The organism is Candidatus Coatesbacteria bacterium (genome assembly GCA_014728225.1).
Lineage (GTDB): Bacteria > RBG-13-66-14 > RBG-13-66-14 > RBG-13-66-14 > RBG-13-66-14 > WJLX01.
This window is the reverse complement of sequence record WJLX01000149.1, coordinates 1-4,770: the sequence shown is the minus strand read 5'-3', so window position 1 is coordinate 4,770 and position 4,770 is coordinate 1. Positions and strand designations below refer to the sequence as shown.

Below are 4,770 nucleotides of genomic sequence, written 5' to 3'. Positions count from 1 at the left end.
GTTTACGCCGCGGATGTGGACGGCGACGACGATCTGGACGTCCTGGGCGCGGCCGCTCATGCCGACGACATCACCTGGTGGGAGGTGACCTGATTCACCGACAACGGTGTTTTAACCTCCTCCATCCGGGACACCGAGACCGATGACCTGGAATGGGGCGCCATCGATGCAGACGCCGATGTTCCCGACGACTGCGACCTGATCGTCGAGGTCCGCGGATCCGCCGATGACGGCAATATGGGCGACTGGTACACCGTCGACTCCGGCGGCGACGACCTGTCGAACTACCTGGACCAGGACGACCGCTACTTCCAGTATCGCCTGACCCTGGAGGCGAGCTCGGACAACACTCTGTCTCCCAGGTTCGAGTACATTAGCGTGGAGTGGACTGACACCACCGACGTCAAGGACGTGACGCTCTCCGCAACAGCTGAGAACGACGGCCTTCTGCTGGCCTGGTCCATTGACGGCGATACGCCCGCATCCGTCCGAGTGCTGCGCGGGGAGGACGAGCCCGTCGCCGTCTCGGGTTCCCTGGACGGTTCGACCAGCCGCTGGCTGGACCGCGAAGTCGAGCCCGGCGGGAGCTACGTCTATTGGCTGGAGGCCACGGATAACGCAGGCCAAGTGCAAAGATACGGGCCGACGGCGGCCGTGGTCGTGCCGGAGCAGGTGCAGCGGCTGGCCCTCGAGGAGCCCTATCCCAACCCGGCCGATAACAGCGTCAGCGTCGCCTTCACCCTGTCCGAGGCCCAGCGCGTCAGCCTGAGTGTGTACGACCTGGCCGGGCGCCGGGTGACGACCTTGAGCGAGGGCGAGCTGCCCGCCGGGCGCCACGAGGTCGCCTGGAACTGCGCCGCTGCATCAGCCGGGGTCTATCTGCTGTGGTTGGAGACGGAAGGTGAAGCGCTCAGCCGCCGGATGGTCGTCGGGCGGTAAGACGAAAGAAATGACCGGAAAGGAAAACGGCGGGGACGTGAGTCCCCGCCGTTTTCCCTTGCTGTCTTTTTCTCCCGCCCTGTGCTATAGTACGCTCTCGCAACCCAAGCCGTAGCCTGCGAAACCCCGACCGAAGGGAGAAACCCGATGGGGTGCTCACGCGGATTTCTGCAACCCTGACTAGTATCCGCCGTCGCGATCCGGCGGCTTCGAGCCGCCTGACGGTGCTGCTCGTCTATCCGGGTCTCCACGCCCTGGCCCTCCACCGGACCGCCCACGCCCTCTGGAACCTAGGCCTGCGCCTGCCCGCCCGCCTGCTGTCCAACCTGACCCGTTTCCTCACCGGCATCGAGATCCACCCGGCCGCCCGTATCGGCCGGCGCGTGTTCATCGACCACGGCCACGGCGTCGTCATCGGTGAGACCGCCGAGGTCGGGGACGACACCGTCATCTACCACGGGGTGACCCTGGGCGGCGTCAGCCGTCGTCCGGGCAAGCGCCATCCCACGGTGGGACGGGGCGTGGTGCTGGGCGCCGGGTCCAAGGTCCTGGGAGCGGTGAGCATCGGCGACGGGGCGCGGATCGGCCCCAACGCCGTGGTCCGCCGCGACGTGGCCGCGGGTCAACTGGTCCTGGGGCCGGAGAGGGCCGCGGCGCGGATCGAAAAACTGGAGCGGCGGCTGGCCGGTCTGACCGACGAGCTGGCCGACCTGAGGGCCCGGGTCGCTAACGAGGAGTGCCGATGTTGGGCGTAGGTGACACGCCGCTGAAGAAACTGGACAAGCTGTTCCCCGACGCCGCCGTCTACGCCAAGCTCGAGGGCGCCAACCCCGGGGGCAGCGTCAAGGATCGGGTGGCCCTGGCTTTGCTGCTGGACGGCCGCCGACGCGGCTACCTGTCCGAGGGCGGCGCCGTCGTTGAGGCCACCAGCGGCAACACGGGCATCGGCCTGGCCTGGGTCGGCGCCGAGCTGGGCTTCGCGGTGACCGTGGTGATGCCCGAGGGCTTCAGCCCGGAGCGGGCGGCGGCGATGGAGCTTCACGGCGCCCGCCTCGAGCTGACCCCGGCCGAGTCCGGGATGGCCGGAGCCCTGGCCCGGGCCCGGGAGCTGGCCGTCGTGGGCGCCTGGCTGCCGGGGCAGTTCACCAATCCCGCCGTCGTCGAGGCCCACCGGCGGGTCACGGCCCGGGAGATCGCCGAGGACCTTGCGGTGGTCCCGGCGGGGCTGGTCTGCGGCGTGGGCACCGGCGGGACGCTGACCGGCCTGGCACTGGGGCTGCGCCGCCGCTGGCCCGAGCTGGAGGTCTACGCCGTCGAACCGGCGGCCAGCGCCGTGCTCTCCGGCGGACAACCGGGCTCCCACGGCCTCGAGGGTCTCGGCGCCGGCTTCATCCCGCCCTTCTACAGCCCCGAGCTGGTCGACGAGATCATCCAGGTCGATGACGATACGGCCTTCGAGCACTGCCGGGAGCTGTACCGCCGCGAGGGCATCCAGGCCGGCCCCAGCTCCGGTGCCGCCCTGGCCGCTTGTCGGCGTTTACTGGATGACGGCGCCGCCGACCCCCTGGTGACCGTGCTGCCGGACCACGGGAAGCGCTATCTCTCGACGGACCTCTTCGCCGGACTGGATATTGAGCCCACGAACGGCTAAGCTTTAAGCGTGGCCCTCATTAAGCGATACTCCATCATAGGAGGCGAGATGCGCAAGCTCATCCCCCTGCTCATTCTGTTGACCGCCCTGCCCGCCCTGGCCCTGTTCAGCGTCGGCGGTCGCATCGGCTACCTGGCGCCGATGGGCGAGTACGCCGACAACTTCGAGGGCGGCCTGACCGGCGGCTTCCGCATGGGGCTCGGCCTGATCCCCATCGTCGACGTGACGCTAAACGTCGACTACGTCGAAAGCGCCTTCAAACCCGAGGAGATCGACGGGATAGACGTCCTCTCCGAACACTACAACACCATCATCCCCATCTACCTCCAAGGCAAGCTCAAGCTGCCCGGCGTGTTGAGTCCCTACGCCGTCGGCGGCGTCGGCCTCTACTACTACGACTTCCAGTTCTCCGACGCCGAGGGTAACGAGTACGAGGACAAGGGCCTTAAGTGGGGCTTCAACGCCGGGCTGGGCGCCGAGATCGGCTTCCTGGGGTTTTTGGGCGCCTACGCCGACGCCACCTACCACTGGACCGAGTCCGACCTGTCCGACATCAGTTGCCTGACGCTGCAGGCCGGCTTCTACATCGGCTTCTAGGCGCCTCCGCCTCCAGCAGTTTTTACCAACGGCCGGATCTTGTGCGCTCCGGCCGTTGCTCGCGACGGTTACAACACGCTTGCCGTGGCTGGTGATGACGAGACGACGGGTTCGTAAACCCGTCGTCTTGCTATCGTCAGCTATCCGTGCGTTTTTAGTTTCTGCCTTGAGCGAAGCCGCCCTAGTCCTCAGCCGGTAACGGCTCGTCGTTGAAAACGATGAACCAGCGCTCCTTCTTCTTGGCCGGGTGCAGACGCAGCCAGAGATCGTCGGGCAGATAGATGTCGACGTCGCAGAACTTGCAGGGCACCATGCGGTCGGAGCCATCGACCTTCAACGCTCCGCCGCATTGGGGGCAGACGAAAACCACGGGCTTACCCGTGGTGGCGCTCGGCGAGCCCTCGTCGCTGGTGTCGCTGAGGATGGCGTCCATGAAGTACTCGACGGGGGGCAAAGCGGTGCGCAGCCAGTCCGGGGACGGGGTGATCACGTGCCGCTCGCCGCATTCCGGGCAGACCTTGTGCTTCATCCCGGCGCTCATCGTCGACGCAGCGAAATCGGTCTTGCACTTGATGCAGTAAGGGGCCAGGTTGCCCACCAGGCGGGTGGAGCGGAACATGCCGAAGATGGAGGAGTTCTGACCCATGCCGGGTTCGATCTCGTCGATGTCTTTTCGTACGTCGCGCAGGGTGTCGACCCAGAACTCCCGCGGGATCTCGATATCGCTCTGGCAGTGGTCGCAATGCGCCGCCTCCCAGGGACCGTTGAGCGGCACCGGGCGGTCGCAGTGGGGGCAGCTGATGGCGGTCTCGATTATGGCGTGGGGCATCGGGCTCTCCTCCGGGGTTCCCGACGACCGTCCCGGTGCCGCCGGTAGCTCGTGTTCGGCCGCTGGGTGCTTGGAAGCACGACAAGCATGAGCTTGATAGTACTCGATCGGGGTCTCCGGTGCAAGCTGAGTTTGGCCCGGACCGCGCCGTGTGGTAAATACCTCCCGCAGGGGCTGTTTTTACCTACCGCCCGCCGGGCCGTCACGGTTTTTGCATACCGCAGACCTCCCGCCGGCGGGAGGTCGAGGTCAGCCTGACGCCCGAGGAGAAGCGGCGGGCGGCCGAGAGAAGACGGCGGCGCGGACTACTGCGCAGCGCCGCCCGGGACGACGAGATCAGGAACGGGTATTGACGCGTGAGGCCGGTAGACCATGACGGCGGGTACGCAGGCAGAAGTAAAGCGGTGCCCCTTCTGCGGGAGTCGGAGTGTGCGGTTGCACGGCCAGCCGGGCGGCGACTGGAGCGTTGAGTGCCTGGCCTGCAACGCTTGGGGACCGTACTGCCCGAGCCGGGAGATGGCAGTTAAGGAGTGGAACCAGGCTCCTCGGGGTTAGGCACTTATGCGACCAACTTTTCGCGCACTTCTTCACGCTCGCTCCAGGCCACGGACCGAATTTCATAGCTGTCGAGAGCATCACGAACCCCTGAAGGAATCTGCTGCTCTTGGTCGTTTATTAGAGCGTAGGCTTGAGACCCGGGCTGCCTCACATTTTTTGTATCGATCCACTTGAACGCTGTCGCTTCGGCCGCGTC

General features: G+C 66.5%; 7 protein-coding genes. 5 read left to right on the top strand and 2 right to left on the bottom strand.

Going from position 1 to position 4,770, the window contains the following annotated elements; all coding sequences use genetic code 11:
- The first annotated feature begins 237 nt into the window (after positions 1 to 237).
- The 4 genes from GF399_10765 to GF399_10750 all read left to right on the top strand — a co-directional run bounded on the left by GF399_10765 (position 238) and on the right by GF399_10750 (position 3,187).
- Positions 238 to 939 carry a T9SS type A sorting domain-containing protein gene (locus GF399_10765; protein MBD3400797.1) on the top strand — a complete coding sequence of 234 codons (702 nt, stop codon included), beginning with the start codon at positions 238 to 240 and terminating at the stop codon, positions 937 to 939.
- Positions 940 to 1,091: 152 nt separating this feature from the next.
- Positions 1,092 to 1,694 (top strand): serine O-acetyltransferase, encoded by a 603-nt coding sequence (gene cysE, locus GF399_10760; GenBank protein ID MBD3400796.1) that lies wholly within the window; start codon positions 1,092 to 1,094, stop codon positions 1,692 to 1,694.
- Positions 1,682 to 2,590 carry a pyridoxal-phosphate dependent enzyme gene (locus GF399_10755; protein ID MBD3400795.1) on the top strand — a complete coding sequence of 303 codons (909 nt, stop codon included), beginning with the start codon at positions 1,682 to 1,684 and terminating at the stop codon, positions 2,588 to 2,590. The genes cysE and GF399_10755 overlap by 13 nt, the downstream gene beginning before the upstream one ends.
- A gap of 48 nt (positions 2,591 to 2,638) precedes the next feature.
- Positions 2,639 to 3,187: an outer membrane beta-barrel protein gene (locus GF399_10750; GenBank protein ID MBD3400794.1), complete on the top strand. Its 549-nt coding sequence runs from the start codon at positions 2,639 to 2,641 to the stop codon at positions 3,185 to 3,187.
- Positions 3,188 to 3,368: 181 nt separating this feature from the next.
- Here the strand turns inward: GF399_10750 and GF399_10745 are convergent, their stop codons facing one another.
- A complete protein-coding gene (locus GF399_10745; GenBank protein ID MBD3400793.1) occupies positions 3,369 to 4,016 on the bottom strand; it encodes a hypothetical protein in 648 nt (215 codons plus the stop codon).
- Between the two features lie 372 nt (positions 4,017 to 4,388).
- On the opposite strand from GF399_10745, the gene GF399_10740 reads away from it, so the two are divergent.
- Positions 4,389 to 4,571 carry a restriction alleviation protein, Lar family gene (locus GF399_10740; GenBank protein ID MBD3400792.1) on the top strand — a complete coding sequence of 61 codons (183 nt, stop codon included), beginning with the start codon at positions 4,389 to 4,391 and terminating at the stop codon, positions 4,569 to 4,571.
- Between the two features lie 4 nt (positions 4,572 to 4,575).
- On the opposite strand, the gene GF399_10735 is transcribed toward GF399_10740, so the two are convergent.
- Positions 4,576 to 4,770: DUF1829 domain-containing protein (locus GF399_10735; GenBank protein ID MBD3400791.1), on the bottom strand; the 195-nt coding region annotated here is incomplete at its 5' end.

What these genes read in the sequence shown, in the direction of transcription:
- GF399_10765 (MBD3400797.1), top strand. Translation starts at nt 238, where the DNA reads ATGGGCGACTGGTACACCGTCGACTCCGGCGGCGACGACCTGTCGAAC.
- GF399_10755 (MBD3400795.1), top strand. Translation starts at nt 1,682, where the DNA reads ATGTTGGGCGTAGGTGACACGCCGCTGAAGAAACTGGACAAGCTGTTC.
- GF399_10750 (MBD3400794.1), top strand. Translation starts at nt 2,639, where the DNA reads ATGCGCAAGCTCATCCCCCTGCTCATTCTGTTGACCGCCCTGCCCGCC.
- GF399_10745 (MBD3400793.1), bottom strand. Translation starts at nt 4,016, where the DNA reads ATGCCCCACGCCATAATCGAGACCGCCATCAGCTGCCCCCACTGCGAC.
- GF399_10740 (MBD3400792.1), top strand. Translation starts at nt 4,389, where the DNA reads ATGACGGCGGGTACGCAGGCAGAAGTAAAGCGGTGCCCCTTCTGCGGG.